Raw genomic sequence first — 18,140 nt, forward strand, 5'->3', positions numbered from 1 at the left:
GTCACTTGCCGTGGCGGTTCCCAAACGATTCCGTCTGAAATTTCCAGAACTGTTGGGAACTCGCCCAGTAGTCCTCCGGCAGGTACGCTTTTTTGCGCAAGTGCTTCAAGAAATCGACCGGATCCGGGAGCTTCTCCCATACCGCTGGCAGAAACACACCGCGAGCGCTGGCATCCTGCAGGATCAGACCATCGATCCCGGGTCGGAGCTGGTTCAAGAGATCTTGTTCCGATTCGACGTCGAGCAACTCGGGCGGGCTGAGCACCGAGATTTCGATCTCGAGGGTATCGAGTTCATGAGCTTGCAGTGGCGAAAAGCGGGGATCCTTGTTGGCTGCGGCAAAGGCGCGCTCGGCGACGTCGATCACCAACGGCCGAGAACTCTCCACACTGCCGATGCAGCCGCGCAGCTCGCCATCGAGATGCAAGGTGACGAAGCAGGCTCGATCCGCGGTGAGGGCGGCGGAATAGTCGCTCACCGCGACCGACGCGGGCGCGCCGTGTGAAACACCGCATTCGATCGAGCGGTGCGCGAGTTCGAGCAATATCTCGCGCTGCGGTTGATCGTAACGCTCACTCTGCAACGGTACTGGTTACCTTTCGCCCAATGCTTGGACGAACGCCCAAGCTCCGTAGCCCACGACTCGGTCGTGACCGCCCTGGGTGTCACCCGAATTTCTGACGTCGAGAGTATGAACTGTAAGTTTCTTTTCCCTGGCGGTCAGCAGAAGACCCCTGGCCGCCACGCGACCGCAGGCGGATTCCCAATCGAGCAGGTCGGGTTGCAGGGTTTCGATCGCGCGGGTGGTCTCGGCGTCGCGCGCACGAGCTTCGGCGTACGAAAGGTAGTGACTCAAGTCGGAGCTGATCACGACAAGGGTCTCGTCTCCTCCCCAGAGTTCTTCGAGCACCTCGGCGACATCTTTGCCTTTGGCATCGCCGACTGAGAATGGGACGAGGGTGAAGCTCTCGAGCAAGATCTGGAGGAAGGGAAGTTGAACTTCCAAGCTGTGTTCATCGGCGTGGGCTTCGTCGTTGATCGACACCTGGGGAAGCTTCAACGATCGCAGTGTCGCCTCACGATCCAGCGGAATCTTGCCGAGCGGGGTTTCGAACGCTTCGGCTGAACTCGCACCCAGGCCTTCGAGGGGAACCCGATGAGAGGGACCGAGCAGGACGACCCGTTTGATCTCTTTGCGTCGCGGAACCAGGTGACGGTACGCCGACGCAGCGATGGGCCCCGAAAAGCGAAAGCCCGCATGAGGCACGATCAACGCTTTGGGAGAGAGGGTCGTTGGGGCTTGCTCGGTCTCGGAGTCTGTTTTGGCCGCAGTTTTGGCCGCAGTTTCGGCATCGTCGAGAAATCCGCGCACCTCACGCTCGAGCGACCGGGGGTCGTCCGGATAAAAGAAGCCTGCGACGCTGGGCGGGCGGACCGTAGCCACCGACCTAGTCTGAACACCTAAACCCTTCCGGTCAAGCGCGAAGATGGATTTCGGCCCGGGCTCGCAGTGTCCCGGGTTGTCATATGCCCTCGAACGGTGCAAGGTTCCGACCGATGTGTTGCCTATCTCCAGGAGTCGCGCAGACCGCGGTTTCAACGCCTCGGTGATGAATTTCCAATCATGAATCCCGTCATTTTTCGACTGGAAGACATTCGCGACGAACTCGTCGGCGGCAAGGCCGCCGGCCTCGCGCAGCTGCACGGCATGGGGCTTTGCGTACCCGCGGGCTTCGCAATCCTGGGCGCGACTCCGGACAACCTGCCGAGCGATCTGGCGCATCACTACCGAGAACTCGGCGGGGGCAAGGTCGCGGTGCGTTCGTCGGCGCTCGACGAAGACGGCGGTGAGGCATCCTTCGCCGGGCAGTACGAGACCCTGCTCAACGTCGAAGGCGATGAGGCCGTGGCTCGCGCCGTGGTTCAATGCCTGGAGTCGCTTTCCGCCGCGCGGGCGGGTGCCTATCGCGCACGCCTGGGTGGGGACGACGCTGGGCAAGCGAATATGTGTGTGGTGGTTCAAAGAATGATCGAAGCGCGCGCGGCTGGGGTGCTCTTTACCGTCGACCCTGTGAGTCACCGCCGGGCACACGCGGTGATTGACGTCGTGCCGGGGTTGGGGGAAGCGTTGGTCAGCGGCTTGGAAACCCCCGACCACTACGTGCTCGATCGCAGAGGCGAGGTGCTGCGCGCCGATCTGGTGGGCGATCGGGCGATCCTTGAACCCGAGAGTCTGCGCAAACTACTCGCCGAAGCGATTCGAGCGGAGGCACGGCGAGGCACTCCTCTCGATCTCGAATGGGCCATCGACGCCGACGACCAGATCTGGTGGCTTCAAGCTCGCCCCATTACAACCCTCGGACCGGATCTGAACGAACTCGATACCGAGAGGATCGACGCCAGCCACGTCTATACCCGTTGCAACATCGGAGAGATGTTCCCGGGCGTCTGTACCCCGCTCTCCTATTCGTTTACGGCACGGGGCATCGACGTGGGCATGCAGCGTATGCACATTCGGGTGGGGGTGCAGGACGAACTGGTGAAAGATTTCAAGTTCATCGCGATGTCCTATGGGCATCTCTTTCTCAACCTCACCACTTTGAGTGATGCGTCGAGCCAGACGTTCGGCGGAGATTCGAGCAGCCTCACGCTTTCGCTTTGTGGCCGCATCATCACCGATCCTGAAATCGTCATGAAGCCGCCGCCGCCCTGGCCGCGCAGGCTCAAGAACCTCGCGGGCTACTTCGTATACATGCTCGGGCAACGCCGAGCGCGACGATCACTCAAGGCGTTGATTGCCGAGCTGCACTTTGCTCCCGCCGATGGGAGTGCCGCGGCGATGTGGCGCGCGATCGACGACAAGTTTGACGCAATCTTCGATGCGATGGATTGGCATCTGGTTTCGTCGGCGACCTCGGGCATCATGGCGCCGATACTCTTGGGAATCGTCGCCCAGGGAGACGAGCCCGGTCCGGATCATCACAGCGAAGTCGCAGCTCTGCTCGCCGGAGCCGAGGGCGTCGAAAGTGTCGATATCGCCGAAGGCGCGGTTCGCATTCAGGACGCAGCCCTCGCTCAACCCGGCGCTGCCGAACAATTGGCCGGGCTGGACGATCACGCTGCGCTTGCGTGGTTGATGGGCAGCGAGTCCGCAGCAGTGGGTCGCGAATTCCGCCGCTACCTCGATCGTCATGGACATCGCGCGATCAAGGAACTCGAACTGCGACAACCCGAATGGCGCGAAGACCCGCTGCCCTTGGTGACGGCGCTCAGGGTCAGCTGCCGCGCGAGGTTGCTGGATCGAGATGCACAAAAACCACTTGCAATCCGAAGCCGCGCGCATCAGCCGGACCGGACTGCGCGAGAAGAGGGCAGCGACAAAGGTCTATTTCTTCGTTTGTTACTGGGGCCATTGGTTCGTCTGGCACACCAGACCGTGCGCTCGCGGGAAGAAACCAAGTCGGGTTTGGTCGCCGTCACCGCGCGCTTCAAACAGGGGTACCGCGAACTTGCGCGCAGATTGGTGGCCGAAGGTCTCTTACCCGACGAAGATGCGGTCTTTTTCTTGTTTCACGAAGAACTCGGAGCGCTGTTTTCGGGAGACGCATCGGGGCTCGCCCGTGCGGCGGTTGATCGACGCAGCGTTTTCGACGCCCAGGCTGCCCTGCAATTTGCCGATGTCTTTGTGGGCGAGCCGGTACCGATCGTTCCAGAACTGCCGGACGATCTCGAGGGCCACTTCGTCACTGGAACGTCGGTTAGCCGTGGCGTGGTCGTGGGAATCGCTCGGGTGGTCCATACACCCGCCGAAGCCGAGTCACTGGAGAGCGGTGAAATCTTGATCGCACCCATAACCGATGTCGGCTGGACGCCATACTTCAGCATGATCTCGGGATTGGTGACGGATGTTGGAAGCGCCGTGTCTCACGGCGCCGTCGTCGCGCGGGAATTCGGCCTGCCCGCCGTGGTCAATACCCGCTTCGCCACCCAGTTGTTCAAATCTGGCGATCGTATCGTACTCGACGCGGACCGCGGCCTGGTTCGGTTGGCCGACGACTGAAACCCGGCGATGGCCCTGGCCGTAGTCAGGCGATACCGTTCTTGAAGATGAGAACCACACCCGACCCTCGACGCGGTATTCGGTTTCTGACACGCACGCTTTCGACCGCGGCGCTCCTGCTTCTGGTCGTGGGATGTAGCGACCCCATCGAGATCGACTATTCGGGGCCCACTGCCCAGTGGGCCGCGTACGGGGGAAATGGCGGCGGTTCGCGCTACTCGCCACTGACCCAGATCACAAAGAAAAACGTGGCCGCCCTCGAGATCGCCTGGGAGTACCACACCGGTGATATCGACGACGGCGCAGAAACCTTGTTGGGTACGGCCTTTCAAAATACCCCGATCCTGGTCGGCGACACCCTCTACGTCTGTACGCCCCGCAACCGCGTTGTGGCCCTCGACCCGAACACCGGCGAAGAACGCTGGGTATTCGATTCGGAGGTGGATACCACCGGGATGTACATCGTGACATGTCGCGGTGTTTCGCATTGGCTGGACACTCAGCTCGCAAGCGGCGAGCCGTGTCGCGAAAAGATCTACATGGGGACCCTCGACGCGCGCATGATCGCGATCGACGCGAAGACGGGCAAGCTGTGTCGGGGGTTCGGCGACAATGGAATCATTGATCTCTCGGAAGGCATTGGCGATCGCCATCCGGGCGAGTACGGCGTGACCTCACCTCCGGCACTGATCAACGGCATGCTCGTCACCGGAGCCATGGTGCTCGATAATATTCGCGTGGACGCCCCCGGCGGCGTGATCCGAGGCTACGACGCTCACAACGGCGAGTTGCGCTGGAGTTGGGATCCGATGCCCCCCGGCGAGAGTTTCATCGAGACGACCGATGAAGCCGGCAACCTCGTCCGCTACCGCCGGGGTACGACCAACGCCTGGTCGGTCCTGTCGGTAGACCCGGAATTGAATCTGGTATTCGTTCCGACAGGCAATACCGCACCCGATTACTACGGCGGCTCCCGCAACGGCCTCGACTACTACTCGAGTTCGGTCGTCGCGCTCGACGCCGACAGCGGCGAGGTTCGCTGGCACTTCCAGACCGTGCACCACGATGTCTGGGATTACGACGTACCCGCGCAGCCGGTTCTCTTCGATTTTCCGAGGCATGGGAAGATGATCCCGGCACTCGCCCAGGCGACGAAGTTGGGCCACATCTTCTATCTGAATCGGAAAACCGGCGAGCCTCTCTTCCCGGTAGAGGAACGTCCCGTTTCGGTCAGTGGAGTCGCATCCGAAGTGCTCGCTCCGACGCAACCGATTCCCACGAGCCCACCGCCCCTTCATCCACACAACCTCACCCCCGGCGACGCCTGGGGGCTCACACCTTGGGACCGGGGGAAGTGTCGCGAAAAAATCGAAGCCCTGGATTTCAGCGGTCCCTTTACGCCGCCGTCGACTAAAGGTTGGCTCCAGTACCCGAGTTTTCTCGGCGGGACCAACTGGGGAAGCCTCGCGGTTGACGCGCACCGCGAACTCATGGTCGTGAACACGAGCCGGATCGCAGCCGAATTGATCCTGGTGCCGCGCGAGGAAGCCGACGCCGAGTTGGCCCAGGAACCCAGAACGAGAAAGGGCCCCGACAACGAACCCCAGGCCGGGACTCCCTATGCCGTGCGCAGAGACATTCTTGTTTCCCCTCTCGGCCTCCCCTGCAGTCCTCCTCCCTGGGGCACGCTTGTCGGCATCGACTACGCGAGTGGTGACGTGCGCTGGGAAGTTACGCTCGGCACGACCGAGGATATCGCCCCCGTGCCGATCCCCTGGAAGCTGGGCACCCCCAATCAAGGGGGTCCGATCGTGACAGCCGCTGGTCTCGTGTTCATCGCCGCCGCCATGGACAACTACCTGCGCGCGTTCGACAGCGAAACTGGCGAAGAACTCTGGAAGGGTCGACTCCCGGCCGGGGGTCAAGCTACGCCTTTGACCTATCGCACGAGCGAGGCTGCCAGGCAGTTCGTGGTCATTGCCGCGGGCGGTCACGCATTGATGCAGACGAAGCTGGGAGATTCGGTGGTGGCGTTTGCGTTGCCGGGTGGGGGGTGAGGAGGGGGGTGGTAGTTATTGATGGGCATTGCGGTGGCGCGGACAGGGGGTGGATGAAAGTTCACGAATTGTAGTTGTGTTTATTTTGTTTATCTGACGCATTATTGGGTTGATAAGGGCGATCGTTCCTGCTACGGTAGAGGCATGGCAGTAATCAAGCAGCTCGAACTCGCTGACTATGTCTTGCAGAAGCGCATGACCTCTGGGCATGGCGGGCCGCGCAAAGGCAGCAAGCTGGCTCCTCAGCAAAGGCTGGCGCAGACGCGGCCTAATCAACCTCTCCGCAATACCCGGCTAAAAACTCCCCCCCCCTTGACTCAACTCGCCAATGCCGCCGCTCGATCCGCCTGCAACTGAGCACCCCTCTCGGCGAATGCCTCGCTCGCTCGCCCAAACTCCCGCTCCGCGATTGCCCGGTCTCCGCGCAAGTTGGCGATCTCCGCGGCTTCGAGATGGAGGTCAGCTTGGAAATACTCCGCGCCGGTCTCGTCGATCAGTTCTGCCGCGCGGACCAGGAGGTCTTCGATTTCGCCGACGACCCCTTTGCCACGCAGCACTCTCAGCGCTCGCGCGGTGAGCAACAGCCCCTCGATTTCGTGAAGGGTGTCGCGGGCTGGCGCGAGTCGAACTGCCTCTTGCGCCACGTCGAGGGCCCGGTCGGCGGAGTCCCCTCCCAGATGCGCCAGGGCGATGCAGCACAGAGCGCCAATTTCGGCGCCGAGGATGCCGGATTCTCGAACATCCTCGAGGCTTGCGATGCCCGCGCGCAGGGCTTCGTTCCATTCACCTCGAGCGGAGTGCACCCGCGATACCGCCTGCTGGCCGTGTATTAGCGTGCCCTTGTTGTCCAACACCTTCCCGATCTCTCGGAACCGGTGAGCCTGCATCAGCGCCGAATCGAAGCGCCCGCCTTCGACCTCCCACGCGCTCCGAATGCCGTGCACCACACCGACCCACTCAGCGCGTTCGGGACTGGCGTCCATCGCTTCGACCAGCGCCGCAACCTCCATCGCTTCTTTCGTGCGACCGAGGTACCGCAGAATTCCGGTTCGCATGGCGAGCAGCGAAGCATGGGTGGAAGCGTCTTCCGTGGGTTCCGCTGCCGAAGCGTCCCGGACGAGGTTTTCGAGGGCGCGGCGGTTCAGATGCAAGGCTTCCTGGAGATGGCCACGCGCCATCACGCTCCAGGCCGCAGTCAGATTTACCGACGCGAGGAGTTCTGGCGATCCACACGACTCGGCAACCTCTTCGGCTTCGCGCAGCGCCGCCAATCCGCACTCGAAGTCAGCGCCGAAGATGCAGCACTTCCCAAACGCTACAAGCAGCAGACACAGTCGATCTCGATCTCCGGCACTTTCAGCCAGTGAACGTCCTTCGGCCAGATACTCCCGCGCTTCGCGAAGGGGGAGCCCCCGCCGCACGCCGATTTCGAGCAGCCCCAGGCGCACGTTCAACCCCAGTTCCTGATGCTCTTCCGAGAGCAACGTACGAGCCTCCGCTTCGATGAGTTGTTCCCGCGCAGTGCAGAGATGACTCATCGCCGCCGCCAGGTTCTGGGTGCTCATCCACATCGCCGCCCGGTGATGCCAGTGGGCGCTGTTGAGCGGGCGACCCGCTTCGGTCCAATGGTGTGCCAGAAGCGCCGCTCGTTCGCCCAGGCGATCTTGATCGATGCGTTCGATGGCCCGAGCAATGGCTTCATGGGTACGGGTCCTGCGACTCACGAGCTGTGATGCATAGGCGACTTCGCGGGTCAGAGGGTGAAAGAACTCGTAGGTGGCGTCGGGGTAGAGAGCAATCTCGACCAGGAATTCCTTGGTGCACAGAGTTTCGAGAGCCGAATCGAGATCTCCCCAGTGTGGAGCTGCGAGTTCGTCCAATAGCGGTCGCGAAACCCGACGCCCGATCACCGACGCTGTCTGCAACAGCAACTTTTCCCAATCGGGAAGTTGGTCGACGCGAGAAGCCAGCAGGCTCTGCACCGACGAAGGAATCTCGAAATCGGGGCCACTGCCTTCGAGTCGGTAGTTTCCCGTCTCACCCACGAGCCTTCCGGCTTCGACCATCGCGCGCACCGACTCTTCGATGAAGAACGGATTGCCCAGGGTACGGGAATTGATCCGGTCCTTGAGCGCAGCAAGCTGAGGGTCTGTCCCCAGAATCGAATCCATCAACTCTCGTGCAAGCTGATCGCCCAATGGCAGCAGCCGCTTCGCGGGTTCGGCAGACATCGCCTTCCAGTCCTGCAGAAATTCGGGACGGAAATTGACGATCACGAGGGTGCGGGTCTCGGCAGCGCGTTCCACCAGGGTGGCGAGCCAACTCAGGCTTGCCTCGTCCATGAACTGAAGATCTTCGTACAACGTCACCATCGGTTCGCGCTTGCTGCGCGCGATCGAGTAGCGCACATCAAAATCGACCAGCCGCCGCTGGCGTACTTCAGGCGTAAGTATGGGTGCGGGTCGCTCCGGATCGGCGACACCCAGAAAGTCGAAGACCAACGGCAAACTCGCGGCCAACTCGGGATCGAGCAGCACCACCCGACCGGCAATCTTTTCCCGTGCTTGCTGGGGGGAGTCGCGTTCTTCTACACCGAGCGCCGCGCGATAGAGTCCGAGGATCGGCAACAGCGGAATCGATCGCCCGTGAGCCACACCATGGGTCTCGGTACACGGGATGCCGCGAGCACGACACTGCTCGAGAAATTCGTAGGCCAGGCGACTCTTCCCGACCCCCGCCTCGCCGACGAACGCAACCAGCTGCGCCCGGCCTTCGAGGGCCGCGTCGAGGGCCGCGGAAAGCTCGCCCATGAACTCGTCGCGACCGAGAAAGCGACTGAAGCCCCGGGCCTTCGCCAGATCGAGTCGCGAGCGAAACTCTCCCACTCCGCGAAGTGCTGCGAGATCGATCGGAGCCACGGCTCCTTTGACGTCGAAGGATCCGAGATCCTCGAGTTCGAAGTACCCGCGAACGGCTGCGGCCGTAGTCTCGCCGAGGTAGATGCAGTCGGGCGGAGCCACCGCTTGAATGCGCGCAGCGAGGCCGACTGTGTGTCCCTGGGCGGTGTAATCCATGCGCAGGTCGTCGCCGATCTTGCCGACCACGACTTCTCCAGAATTCAGTCCCATGCGGACCGAAAAGTTGAGTCCTTCGTTCCGGCGCAAATCATCGGCGTAGCGGCGCAACGATTGCTTGAGATGAAGCGCGGCATAACAAGCCCGTTGTGCGTGGTCTTCGTGGGCGATCGGAGCGCCGAACAGCGCCATGATCCCGTCCCCGGTGAACTGGTTGACCGTTCCTTCGAAGCGATGAATACCCTCCGCCAAAATTCTGAAGAAGCGATCGAGGATCTCGTGCCAGCGCTCGGGATCGACCTGGTGAGAGAGCGCCACCGAACCCTTGACGTCGGCAAAGAACACCGTGACCTGCTTGCGTTCGCCTTGCAGTGCGCTGCGCGAAGTGAGGATCTTGCGAGTCAGATGAGCGGGGGTGTAGGAGCCGGGTACCAGCTCACTTCTCGTTCCCCCCGTCGCCAGGGGCCCGCCGCAGTGCATGCAGAAGCGCGCCTCTTCGGGATTGTCATTGCGGCATGCGGTACAACGCACGATGGGACCTCGGGGCGGGAGGCAACGGCCAATCCGCGGTACGATGTTTACCCCATGACCGAAGCCGAAACAAAACCCTCGAGCGTGCATTTTTGGTTCGAGTTCGCGAGCACGTATTCGTATCTGGCCGCCTCTCGAATCGAAAAGATCGGAAACGCTGCGGGCATCGACATTGTCTGGGAGCCCTTCTTGTTGGGTCCCATTTTCAAGGAGCAGGGCTGGCGAGACTCTCCCTTCAATTTGTATCCACAAAAGGGTCGCTACATGTGGAGAGATATCGAGCGGCTGTGCGAGGGGTATGGGCTCCCGTTCAAGAAGCCCGAGAATTTTCCCGCAAACAGCCTGCTTGCCGCCCGAGTGGCAAGCGTGGGGCGCGAAAAATTCTGGCTGCCAGATTTCACTCGCGCCGTGTACCACGCCAACTTTGTCGACGGCAGGGATATCTCGGACCCGGAATTGATCGCGGATATTCTCGCCGCTGTGGCACAACCGGCCGAAGAAGTGATCGACCAGGCCAATCGAGACGAAACCAAGAAACGCCTGCGAGAGCAGACCCAGCGGGCTAGCGACCTCGGAATCTTCGGGGCGCCAACCTTCAGCGTGGGAGACGAGATCTTCTGGGGCAATGATCGCCTGGGAGACGCGATCGTCTGGGCCCGGGGCGGAGGCGCGCCTTGAAGCTGCGCCCGGAGTTCTCCCGAATCTCGATTTCGCTGCGGAAGAGCGTCGAAGCCCGCTTCTCATGATCACCAGCATGCTTTTGATCACGGGCAGCTGGATCGTGTTGGCGGGACTGCTGATCGGCCTGGGCGCCGCAACCTGGCGATTGTGCGGGGCATCGACCCCCGTGCACTTATCGTCGGCGTTCTTCGTTGGCTGGGCGGTCTGGATCGGCATCCTCCAACTGCTCCATTTCTGGATTCCCATGAGCGAGGCAGCGGTGTCAGCGCTGCTGATCACCCTGGGCGGGATGGGCTCGATATGGAATCGACGTCCCCTCGGCGCGAGGCTCGGCACCGCGCTGCGCGAGCACAGCCTCATCCTCTTTGGCCTCGCGGTCTTTGCCCTTTGGCTGTCCAATCGCAGCCTCGGTCCGCTGCTCGCGGTGGACGCCGGTCTCTATCACCTGAGTTCGATCCAGTGGGCCAGCGACTACCCGCTGGTGACGGGCCTCGGCAACCTGCACGGACGACTCGCCTTCAACAGCGCAGCGTTTCTCTGGTTGTCTTCCCTCGACTCATGGCCGGCGATGTTTCGCTCATTCAACGTCGCCCTCGGACCCCTGTTGCTGGCGGCGATCGCGCGAATGGCGCTTCGGACCAAAGCCTGGAGCTCCGGCACCGAAGCTCCGCAAGCCACACGCGTCTTTCACGCCGCACTGTTGCTACCACTGCTCTACGCAGCTGCAGTCATGCACGTATCGAGCACCAATCCGGACTGGATCGTGTTGATCCTCGGCGGCGTCTTGGCATCCGAATTGGCCGATCTCATGGGCCTCGATACGGACGCCAATCCAAGCGGAAACTTCCTCGCGATCGCGGCCCTCTGCGCTGCCGGCATAACAGTCAAGTTGAGCTTTGCTGCCCTGGGCGGGGCAGTTCTCGCGGTCGCCACGGTTCAGGTGTTGCGTCTCCACTCGGAGCATCAACGCAACGCGTTGCGAGATCTCCTGCCCGGAATTTTACTGGTGCTCCTGCTGCTCATTCCCTGGTCCCTGCGCAGCTTCGAAATGAGCGGTTACCCCGCCTACCCCAGCACGCTCTTCGCGGTCGATGTGCCGTGGCGGGTGCCCGAAGCCCGGGTCGAAAGCGAGCTCCGATGGATTCGCAGTTGGGCACGAGCGCCGGGACAATCTCCCGATCACGTAATGGGAAACGCCGACTGGATCGTTCCCTGGTTCAAAGACCGGCTTCGAAGTTCGGACTCGGTTGCACTGCTGTTGTTTCCCCTGGCGCTATCGGCCTGGGGGCTCTTGTGGCTTGGCCTGCGTCGCACGACCGTGTCGAGTCTGAAGCCCCCGCTCATCGGGCCCTTCGCGTTCGCGGTACTGGTTTGGTTTGCAGTCGCACCGGATCCGCGTTTTCTCGGGAGTTCGTTATGGGCCTGCGCAGCGGGCTTGCTCGCAGCCATGCCCCGGCGAAGGACCGCCGGAGACGGATCCGATCTGGGACGAATGATTGCGAGGGGCGGCGCGGCGCTCTGCACCCTCGGATTCCTGGCGTTTGTCGGCTACATGGGCTCGAGGGTTGGCGGTGCGTACATTCGACCGGGCCCCAGCGACGGACGCTATCCCGTACAGAGAGTCCAGACGGAAGAATTCCGAACCCGGTCGGGATTGATTCTCAATATCCCTCGCAAGGGCGATCGCTGTTGGGAGGCACCGCTCCCCTGCACACCGTTCGCGACACCGCGATTGCGGCTGCAGATAGACGGTCGGCTCGACAGTGGCTTCGAACTGGAACCACTGGAAGCTTCGGGGCGGGGAGCCGGCGCGTGAGGGCTATCTCGTGTCGAACACCGAGAAGCCCCGGGCGATCAGATCCTGCACGTCGATCATGCCGGCGACGTGTCCTGCCTCGTCCACGACCGGGATCTCGTCGATCGCATGTTTTCGCATGATCTTCAGCACATCGATCACCATGTCGTCGCGCTGAACGTGCACCGGATTGTGGCTCATCGCTTCGGTGACGGGCAGTTGCGCGGCGAGGTCTCGCTTTTTGAACAGACGAAAGAAGTCACCGTGGGTCACGATTCCCACCAACTGCTTGGAACCGTCTACCACCGCGGCGGCACCCGCTCGCCGGGGCGCTTTGAGGATTGCCTCGTAGCACTCTCCCAGGCTGGCTTCAGAATCGATGACCGGACAGTCCACACCCACGCGCATGAGTTCGTGGGCGCGCATCAGCGAGCGCCCCAGCGCCCCGCCCGGATGATAGAATGCGTACTGCTCGGGATTGATCGCACGGAGTTCCATCACCGAGAGCGCCAGAGCATCTCCCAGCCCCAGCATGGAGGCGGTCGACGAACTGGGTGCCAATCCCAGTGGACAGGCCTCGGCGGTGTCACCGATATCGAGAACGTGATCGGCGTACTTCGCTGCCTCGGAATCCAGGTTGGCGGTCAGCAGGATCACTTTGCAGCCCTGGCGCTTGAGCAGCGGCAGCAGTGCAGACAACTCCGACCCGCCACTCTTTGACAAGCCAATCACCACGTCGTCGGCGTGCACCATTCCGAGATCACCGTGCAGTGCTTCCACCGGGTGCAAGCTGTAAGCGAGGGTGCCGGTGCTGGCCATGGTGGCCTGGATTTTCTCACCGATCAGGCGTGCCTTGCCAATGCCCGTCACACATACGCGACCGCGACACCGGTACAGCGTATTCACGGCGTCCACGAAGGCCTCGCCCAGCTGGCCGCGGGCGGCGCGGACCGCATCGATCTCCGAATCGAGCACCGCCCGACCGCGAGCCAAAATGGCGTCTCGGGTGGCCTGATTCAGGGGTTCGTCGCTAGCGGGTGCCGGGGCACTCGACAATTTTGGCTGGCTGGGTCGGATCTTCATATATCTCGCAGTATCGTTCACTCGCTGGATTCGCTCAACCGGGGACGGTACCGTCGGGCCAACTTATGCACCCCATCGTCGGAATCATCCCTGCGCGCTACGCGTCACATCGCCTGCCTGGCAAGGCGCTGGCCAAATTGGCTGGCAAGCCCATGATACAGCACGTCTACGAACGCGCTTTGCGGGCCCCCTCGCTGGAACGGCTGTTGGTGGCCACCGACGATGAGCGCATTCGAGACGCCGTGCTGGAATTTGGCGGCGAGGCGGTCATGACCGACCCCGCCCACCCTACAGGCACGGATCGGCTCGCGGAGGTAGTCCGGGGGCTCGAAGATGTTTCGATCGTGGTCAATATTCAGGGCGACGAACCTCTGCTTTCCCCCGACGCAATCGAGGCCGTCATTGCCCCCCTTTTGCTCGACCCGAAGCTTTCGATGAGCAGCGCAATGTCGCCCCTGCCCGACCCGCGCGAGGCCCGAAACCCCAACGTCGTCAAAGTCGTCACCGACCTGCAGGGCCGCGCGCTCTACTTCTCACGCTCACCGATCCCGCTGCCCCGGGAAGACTCGGACGCACCGGGCCCCTGGATGAAACACATCGGGCTGTACGCCTACCGGCGGGATTTCCTGCTCGAATTCACCCAGCTCGAACCCACCGAACTGGAGCGCTGCGAGAGGCTCGAACAGCTTCGCGCACTCGAGCACGGCCATCGCATCCAGATGGCGCTGCTCGAAGCCGACGAGTCAATCGGGGTGGACACCCCGGAAGACCTGGAGCGTGTCCGGCAGGTATTGGAGCGACGGGCTGCCGATCAGGATCGCTGATCGATCCCAGTGAAGGGCCGCTGGGTAAGGCCGGTATAGATCTGGCGCGGCCGCGCAATCTTGAAGTTTGGATCCGTGTGGAGTTCCATCCAGTTGGCGATCCAGCCGGGCAGCCGACCCATCGCCGAGAGCACGGTAAACATGTCAGAGGGGAATCCGACCGCGTTGTAGGTGATTGCCGAGTAGAACTCAATGTTCGGAAAGAGATTGTGCTCTTCGAAATACGGGTCCTTCGTCACCGCCTCTTCCAGTTCGATCGCAACCTCGAGCAGCTTGCTGTGCACCCCGAGCCGATCCATCAAGTCAAAACACGTGGTCTTGATCAGGCCGGCACGCGGATCGTACTTTTCGTAGATGCGGTGCCCGAAGCCCATCAATGCATCGCCGCCGCCGTCCTTTTTGACCTGCTCGAGGAAGTCGCGACACGAGATCCCTTCGTCGCGAATCTGCGCCAGCATCTGAATGACCGCGCGGTTGTCACCACTGTGCTGCGGGCCCCAAAGCGCGTTGATCCCCGCCGAAATGGTGCCGAAGAGGTTCAACATCGACGAACCCACCAGGCGGACACAGCTGGTCGAACAGTTCTGTCCATGATCGGCCTGCAAGATCAGCAGCAATTCGATGGCTTGCTCCACGACTGGATCCGGATCGAAGTCTTCGCATGGATTCGCGAACATCATGTGGAGAAAGCTCCCGACGTAGCTGAGTTCGTCCCGGGGATACATGAAGGGTTGGCCGATGGAGTGTTTGTACGCGTACGCGGCCAGGGTCGGCATCTTGGCGATCAGTCTGTGCATCGAAATTTCGACCTGAGCTGAATCCCGGGGTTCCAGAGAGTCTGGATAGAAGGTCGAGAGCGCACCCGCTGCGGCGGACAGCGCCGCCATCGGATGGGCGTCCTTCGGGAGCGCGCCAAAGAAGTCCTTCATATCTTCGTGCAGCAGGGTGTGATGACGGATTGAATTGTCGAATTGCGCGAGCGCCTCGCGAGTGGGCAGGTCCCCGTAGATCAACAGATATGCGACCTCGATAAAATTGCTGTGCTCTGCGAGTTCTTCGATCGGAATGCCTCGGTAGCGCAGCTCGCCGCGCACGGGGTCGATGTAGGTAATGGCGCTGGTGCAGGAGCCGGTGTTTGCGTAACCGGGATCGAAAGTAATGAGCCCGGTCTGTCCTCGCAGCTTCGTGATGTCGATACCCTTTTCGCCGTGCACCCCGGCCACGATGGGCAGTTCCACCGTCTTGTCACCAAACTGGAGCGTTGCCGTCTCTGTCATTGCGCGATTCTCCGTGATCCCAAGGGCCCGAGCAACACCGATGCGCGTGTCTGCACGATCGTTGACCAGACCATTTTGCACCGGAATTGACCCGATCACAACCACTTGATTTCAGCACATCGCGTCCGGGTCGAGCTTCTTTTCTTGGCGACGGCTCCGCCGAGATCTTCCACACCGCGCCGAGCGCGGCGGCGCCGATCGAAAGGAAATCGCTGATATTCTCGATCTCGACCGCCGTGTAGAGCGGGGCATTGCAACGCCTTTTCCCTCGCAGCGCGCACTCGGCCGGACTGTAAAAGGCGGTTAGAATACTCGTCAAACGCAATCGGGTAAGGCCAAGTGGAGAGTTCTCATGGGCGGCACGGGAAGCGACGCACAAACGGATATGCTCGCTGACAAGGTCGCGATTGTGACCGGAGCTGGACAGGGCGTCGGCCAGGGAATCGCACTGGCCCTCGCCCGACACGGCGCACAGGTCGCACTGTTCGGCCGAACCCTCGCAAAGGTTCAAGCGAGCGCAAAGTTGATCGAGGAACGGGGCGGCGTGGCGCTAGCCGTCGAAGGGGACGTCAAGAACCTCGAAGACCTCGCGCGATGCGTCGAACAAACGGTGGACACCCTCGGCGGAATCCAGATCCTGGTCAACAACGCACAGCAAGTTCCGCTGGGAACACTCAACTCGGTCTCGGAAGAATCGCTCAATGACGGTTGGTCGTCCGGCCCCCTCGCGACATTCCGCATGATGAAGCTCTGCTATCCACACTTGAAGGGCGATGGCTCGATCATCAATCTCGCCAGCACGGTGGCCCGGCGCTGGGACACCGCAAACTACGGCGCGTACGCGGCGGTCAAGGAGGCGATCCGAGCGTTCAGCCGGGCCGCTGCTTCCGAATGGGGAGCGGACAACATCCGAACCAACGTCATTCTCCCACACGCCAAGTCACCGGGACTCAAATGGTGGATCGACAACAATCCCGAAGAAGCCGCCGCGTTCGTCGCGACCATTCCGTTGGGCCGCATCGGAGAATGTGAGGAAGATATCGGCGAGGTCGCTGCCTTCTTGTGTTCGAAGGCCGGGTCCTACATCAGCGGTCAGAGCATTGCAGTCGACGGCGGCCAGGCGTACATGCCCTGAAACCGACTGCCTGACCGCGGGACTAGACCAGCCCGGGTTTGCGCGGTGAGGTCCGCACCAGCCTATGTGGGAAGTCACCTTCTCCCCGAGCCCCTTTCTCGCGAGGGCGCAAATCGGAAACTCTCGTGCGGATCTGCGCCCAGACGGCATGTAAACCAAGCGTTTTTCACCTGCGCACTGCTGTCGACGCACTGGCTTGTGTCTTGCACCCCTTCTGGGGGATCGCAGCGTTGTGATGTTGCCCAGCCCTCATCGACGCGGCGAGCCCGGAGCATCATTTGGCAACGAGACTTCAAATCGCGACTCAGAACGTCTGGGGTCTTCCAGAACCCTTCGCCAAACACGTCTTGCCGCGGATGCAAGAACTGGCCCGGTCGCTGATGGAATGCACGGAAGACGTACTGGTATTCCAAGAGGCCTGGACGGCGGAGATCCGCAAGATCCTGGTGGATGGGGGCCGGAGAGCCGGATTCACTCACCACTGGAATCCGGCTGACGGTGCGGGCGGAGGTCTGCTCATCATCTCCCGTCTGCCTTTCGATCAGCCGCGCTTCGAACGGTTTCACTTGACCGGGACACTCGGACGCTTGAATCGCGGTGAGTACCTGGGTGGCAAGGGCTTCGCAAGCGTCAGGCTCAAGACCGAGCAGGGGCCGGTCTGGCTCGTGAACACTCATCTGCACGCCTCCTATAGAAGCAACCAGAAATTCATGAGCAGCGCCGTGCGAACGGCTCAATTGCTTCAGCTAGCCGACTCGCTTCCAGTCTCGGGTGAGCCGGTCATTGTCGCAGGCGACTTCAATTGCAATCAGGGCGATGCGGAGTACGTCATTTGGCAGGGGCTCTCGGGCATGCGAGATGCGGCCCTCGCCTTTGATCACCCTCCGAGCACGATCTCGAGCGAAAATTTCTACAAGCGTGGCATCGAAAGCGATGACCGAAGGATCGACTACGTCTTCGTTGAGAATGGATCGGCGTTGGCTCTCGAACCGATCGCATCGCGACGAGTCTTTGACAAAACCTTCGATCTCCGCGGTCGACCGCGACCGATATCCGATCACTTCGGTATATCCCTCACGTTCGAACTCCAGCCCACGACGTCAGTGCAACCCGTCGAAGTGCGCAGAGCCGCAGGCCCCAATATCATCTCGAACGCTCGTCGATTGCTCGAGAAGGCCAAAGCCGAAATCGATCGAGAGGAGATCACCAACGATCGAGTGGTCGCAAACTTGGCAATGCTGGCGGGTGGCGCAGTACTGCTGCGATCGAACGAGCGCGTTACCCGCCGGGGGCTGCTCCATCGCGCCCTGGGGTTCGCCGGGCTCGCCGCTGTCGGACCCGCAGTTGCGCTCAAAGCGATCGCCATGTCGGACGCCGATCGGCAGCGCCATGCATTCACGGCCGCGACCCAGACTCTCGCGAAGTTCGACCACGATGGCGGGCGTTGGGCACGACGGGAACTGGATTCCATCATTGGCAGTCCTGCTGTGCCGCTCACGCCGAAGAACGGTCGCTCGAGCAACGGCTAGCAAACATTTCCCTCCGGGCCCTGCGAAGCGCCTTCACTCGCCTTTCATTGCGTCATCTCGGACGATTCCACCGGGCGACCATCACGCGAGCGTC

The 18,140-nt window shown here is 61.8% G+C and carries 12 protein-coding genes; 7 read left to right on the forward strand and 5 right to left on the reverse strand.

The window, feature by feature from the left end:
* Nucleotide 1: 1 nt before the first annotated feature.
* Complete coding sequence (amrA, locus tag IH881_08835) at nucleotides 2-547, reverse strand: AmmeMemoRadiSam system protein A (protein MCH7867793.1); 546 nt, start codon at nucleotides 545-547, stop codon at nucleotides 2-4.
* A 45-nt stretch (nucleotides 548-592) separates the two neighbouring features.
* Complete coding sequence (gene amrB / locus IH881_08840; protein ID MCH7867794.1) at nucleotides 593-1,444, reverse strand: AmmeMemoRadiSam system protein B; 852 nt, start codon at nucleotides 1,442-1,444, stop codon at nucleotides 593-595.
* A 180-nt stretch (nucleotides 1,445-1,624) separates the two neighbouring features.
* Here amrB and IH881_08845 point away from each other — a divergent pair, with 180 nt between their 5' ends.
* Together IH881_08845 and IH881_08850 are read left to right on the forward strand one after the other, a co-directional pair.
* Nucleotides 1,625-4,060, forward strand: coding sequence for a pyruvate, water dikinase (locus tag IH881_08845; GenBank protein ID MCH7867795.1), 2,436 nt, complete (start codon nucleotides 1,625-1,627; stop codon nucleotides 4,058-4,060).
* 47 nt (nucleotides 4,061-4,107) lie between these two features.
* Nucleotides 4,108-6,117, forward strand: a complete 2,010-nt coding sequence (locus tag IH881_08850; GenBank protein MCH7867796.1) for a pyrroloquinoline quinone-dependent dehydrogenase — start codon at nucleotides 4,108-4,110, stop codon at nucleotides 6,115-6,117.
* A 317-nt stretch (nucleotides 6,118-6,434) separates the two neighbouring features.
* On the opposite strand, the gene IH881_08855 is transcribed toward IH881_08850, so the two are convergent.
* Entirely contained in the window at nucleotides 6,435-9,722 is a 3,288-nt protein-coding gene (locus IH881_08855; GenBank protein MCH7867797.1) for an AAA family ATPase, read from the reverse strand.
* A 54-nt stretch (nucleotides 9,723-9,776) separates the two neighbouring features.
* On the opposite strand from IH881_08855, the gene IH881_08860 reads away from it, so the two are divergent.
* Both IH881_08860 and IH881_08865 read left to right on the forward strand, forming a co-directional pair.
* Nucleotides 9,777-10,400, forward strand: a complete 624-nt coding sequence (locus IH881_08860; protein MCH7867798.1) for a 2-hydroxychromene-2-carboxylate isomerase — start codon at nucleotides 9,777-9,779, stop codon at nucleotides 10,398-10,400.
* Between the two features lie 64 nt (nucleotides 10,401-10,464).
* Nucleotides 10,465-12,219 carry a hypothetical protein gene (locus IH881_08865; protein ID MCH7867799.1) on the forward strand — a complete coding sequence of 585 codons (1,755 nt, stop codon included), beginning with the start codon at nucleotides 10,465-10,467 and terminating at the stop codon, nucleotides 12,217-12,219.
* Between the two features lie 3 nt (nucleotides 12,220-12,222).
* Here the strand turns inward: IH881_08865 and IH881_08870 are convergent, their stop codons facing one another.
* Complete coding sequence (locus IH881_08870) at nucleotides 12,223-13,281, reverse strand: KpsF/GutQ family sugar-phosphate isomerase (GenBank protein MCH7867800.1); 1,059 nt, start codon at nucleotides 13,279-13,281, stop codon at nucleotides 12,223-12,225.
* Nucleotides 13,282-13,346: 65 nt separating this feature from the next.
* Here IH881_08870 and kdsB point away from each other — a divergent pair, with 65 nt between their 5' ends.
* On the forward strand, nucleotides 13,347-14,105 hold the full coding sequence (gene kdsB, locus IH881_08875; GenBank protein MCH7867801.1) for a 3-deoxy-manno-octulosonate cytidylyltransferase: 759 nt from the start codon (nucleotides 13,347-13,349) through the stop codon (nucleotides 14,103-14,105).
* Here kdsB and IH881_08880 read toward each other — a convergent pair.
* On the reverse strand, nucleotides 14,093-15,382 hold the full coding sequence (locus IH881_08880) for a citrate synthase (GenBank protein MCH7867802.1): 1,290 nt from the start codon (nucleotides 15,380-15,382) through the stop codon (nucleotides 14,093-14,095). The genes kdsB and IH881_08880 overlap by 13 nt on opposite strands.
* 385 nt (nucleotides 15,383-15,767) lie before the next feature.
* On the opposite strand from IH881_08880, the gene IH881_08885 reads away from it, so the two are divergent.
* Together IH881_08885 and IH881_08890 are read left to right on the forward strand one after the other, a co-directional pair.
* A complete protein-coding gene (locus tag IH881_08885) occupies nucleotides 15,768-16,517 on the forward strand; it encodes an SDR family oxidoreductase (protein ID MCH7867803.1) in 750 nt (249 codons plus the stop codon).
* Nucleotides 16,518-16,795: 278 nt separating this feature from the next.
* Nucleotides 16,796-18,046, forward strand: a complete 1,251-nt coding sequence (locus IH881_08890; protein MCH7867804.1) for an endonuclease/exonuclease/phosphatase family protein — start codon at nucleotides 16,796-16,798, stop codon at nucleotides 18,044-18,046.
* Nucleotides 18,047-18,140: the final 94 nt, after the last annotated feature.

The organism is Myxococcales bacterium, from assembly GCA_022563535.1.
Lineage (GTDB): Bacteria > Myxococcota_A > UBA9160 > UBA9160 > UBA4427 > DUBZ01.